The sequence below is a fragment of the Herbaspirillum sp. UBA812 genome (assembly GCF_002296545.1).
Taxonomy (GTDB): domain Bacteria; phylum Pseudomonadota; class Gammaproteobacteria; order Burkholderiales; family Burkholderiaceae_D; genus Herbaspirillum; species Herbaspirillum huttiense.
Genome location: NZ_DBIC01000113.1, coordinates 1 through 2,556, shown reverse-complemented (window position 1 = coordinate 2,556; position 2,556 = coordinate 1). Strand labels below are relative to the sequence as shown.

Here is a 2,556-nt window from a genome sequence, read left to right as displayed (position 1 = left end):
TAAGCTAGAGCGCAGGAAGGAATTCTGTGCAGACTACGCCCTAAACCTAAAGCCATCAAAGCCCGCCAATAAACCCGCAAACAAGCTCAGCAAACACAACAGGCTGCTCAACAGCACTGACATGAGACGCATCGGCAATGACCTCAAGCCGGGAGCCAGCGATACCGTCCACCAATGCCTGAGCCATGGCAACCGGCGTCCCCTGATCCAGCTCCCCTGCTATCACGAGCGTAGGGACAAGAATGGCCCCCAACCGGGAAGAAGTATCGACAGTCCCCACAGCATGACAGCACCCCACATATCCCACCGCATCGGTAGTGACCAGCCGATGACGATAGCGCGCCACGGTAGCCGCCTGAGCAGCCCGGAACCCCTCATGGAAATACCGCCCCATGACCGCATCCGCAATCACCTCGATCCCCTGAGTCCGCACGGTAGCAATCCGCTGCTGCCAAACCTCGCGCGCCGCCTCAGGATAGGCGGAGGTGGTGTTGGCCAGCACCAGTGCCCGCACCAGCCCCGGATGGCGCAAGGCCAGCTCCTGCCCCACCATGCCCCCCATGGACAAGCCCACCCACACCACCGGCCCGGTATCCAGCTCCCGCAACAAGCGCGCTGCATCATCGGCCAGGTCCGCCATGCTGTAGAGCCCGTCGATCTTCTCTGAACTGCCATGCCCGCGATGATCGTAAGCGATCACCCGGCAATCGGCCGCCAGCAGATTGGCCAGTCCGTCCCACATCATCAGGTCGGTCCCCAGCGCATGCGACAGCACCACCGTATGCCGCGGCGCCTTGCCATTGCGCGGCTCACGCAAGGTGTAATGCAACGCCGGGGAAGACGAGGTACGTCCCTCACGCCCCACCCCCGGATGCACGCTGGCAGCAGGCGCCTGCGGCACCACCGCGTAACCGATCTGCTCACCCACTTCACGCAGGATCTTCTGCGCATGCGTGAACGCCGTATTGCCCGCCGGCACACCCGCATAAACCGAAGCCTGAATCATCACTTCCTTCATCTCATCCGGCGTCAACCGCGTAGCCGGATCAGCGGTCAGCCCGGCGCGCACATGCAGTTCAAATTCTTCCCAGCGCCCCAAGGCAATGGTGATGGCCAGCACGATGATGCGCCGGGTCTTGTGGTCCAGCCCGGGACGGCCCCAGATTTCATTCCAGGCAAAGCGCGTGATCAGGTTCTGGAAATCGGCATTGAAGTTGGTGGCGTTGGCTACCGAACGGTCAACCCATTGGTCGCCCAGCACACTGCGGCGATTGCGCATGCCGCGCTCGAAATCATGGTCCAGCGGATCGTAGCTCATGAGGTATTCTCTTTTGTCTCGTGATGTGGAGGGAGGTGGAGAAATCAGTGGTTCAGCGCGCCAGCATCGCGCGCAAATGTTCAAGCTGCCCTTCAGCAATACGGCGCGCAGGCCGCGTCGCCTGCACCGGATCGAACAGCCCGCGCAACATGGCCAGGTCGATTTCCTTGGCCAGCTGCGCATCGGCCTGCACGGCATCGACCAGCACATCGACCAGTTGCGCGCCATCGGCCACGGCCTTGCGCGTGAGCTGCTCCAGCAGACTGTGCGCACGCGGACGGCCGATCACGCCCGCCAGTGCAATTGATGCGGATTCGGCAAACACCAGCCCCTGCAGCGCATCGATGTTGCGCAACATGCGCGCCTCATCGATCACCAGTGCGGCAAACGCGTCATTGAGCGCACGCAAGGCCCCATGCACGCCCAGGAACAAGCCCGGCCATTCGGCCAGTTCGGCCTGCCAGTTGCCCAGCCCCCGTTCGTGCTGTTGCGACATCGCCCCCAGCAGCGCAGCGGCCTGTTGCGGCGCACGGGCGGCAGCGGCCAGGGCGATCATGGACGACACCGGATTGCGCTTGTGCGGCATCGCCGATGATCCGCCACGGCCATTGCCGGAAGGCTCGGCCAGCTCGGCGATTTCGCCCTGCGCCATCAGCGACAGGTCGGTCGCGATCTTGCCCAGGCTGCCGGCCAGCACGGCCATCTCGGTGCCCAGGCGTATCCATTCGTCGCGCTGGGTATGCCACGCGGCATCGGGTGTCTTCAAGCCGAGCGCCGCAGCCATCCGTGCGGCCACGGCCGGACCCTTCTCGCCCAGCACGGCCAGCGTGCCTACTGCGCCGCCCAGTTGCAGCTGCAGGGCGCGTTCGGCCAGTGCCTGCAGCTGCGCACGCGAGCGCAGCAGGGGCGCGGCCCAGTTGCAGAACTTCAAGCCCAGGCTGGTGACTTGCGCCGGTTGCATCAGCGTGCGCGCCAGGACCGGCGTATCGAGATGGGATTGCGACAGGTCCAGCAGGCGATGCGCCAGCTGGTCCAGTTCGCCATCGACCAGCCGCAGCGCCTCGCGCGTGACCAGCACCATGGCCGTATCCAGCACGTCCTGGCTGGTGCTGCCCCAGTGCACGTGGGTGGCGGCTTCTTCGCTGTAGAGGGCGACCGTGCGCTGCAATTCCTTGACCAGCGGAATGGCCAGCGCACCGGCGCGGCGGCCAGCGACGATCAAGGCATTGATGTCATAG

Annotated in this window: 2 protein-coding genes; both read right to left on the bottom strand. The window is 64.5% G+C overall.

Annotation, left to right across the window (positions count from 1 at the left end; genetic code table 11):
• Positions 1 to 55: 55 nt before the first annotated feature.
• Positions 56 to 1,318 (bottom strand): 3-oxoadipate enol-lactonase, encoded by a 1,263-nt coding sequence (gene pcaD, locus B3873_RS07405; RefSeq protein WP_286864991.1) that lies wholly within the window; start codon positions 1,316 to 1,318, stop codon positions 56 to 58.
• A gap of 52 nt (positions 1,319 to 1,370) precedes the next feature.
• Positions 1,371 to 2,556, bottom strand: a 1,186-nt coding sequence (locus B3873_RS07400; RefSeq protein ID WP_286864990.1) for a lyase family protein, incomplete at its 5' end; no start/stop codon positions are given.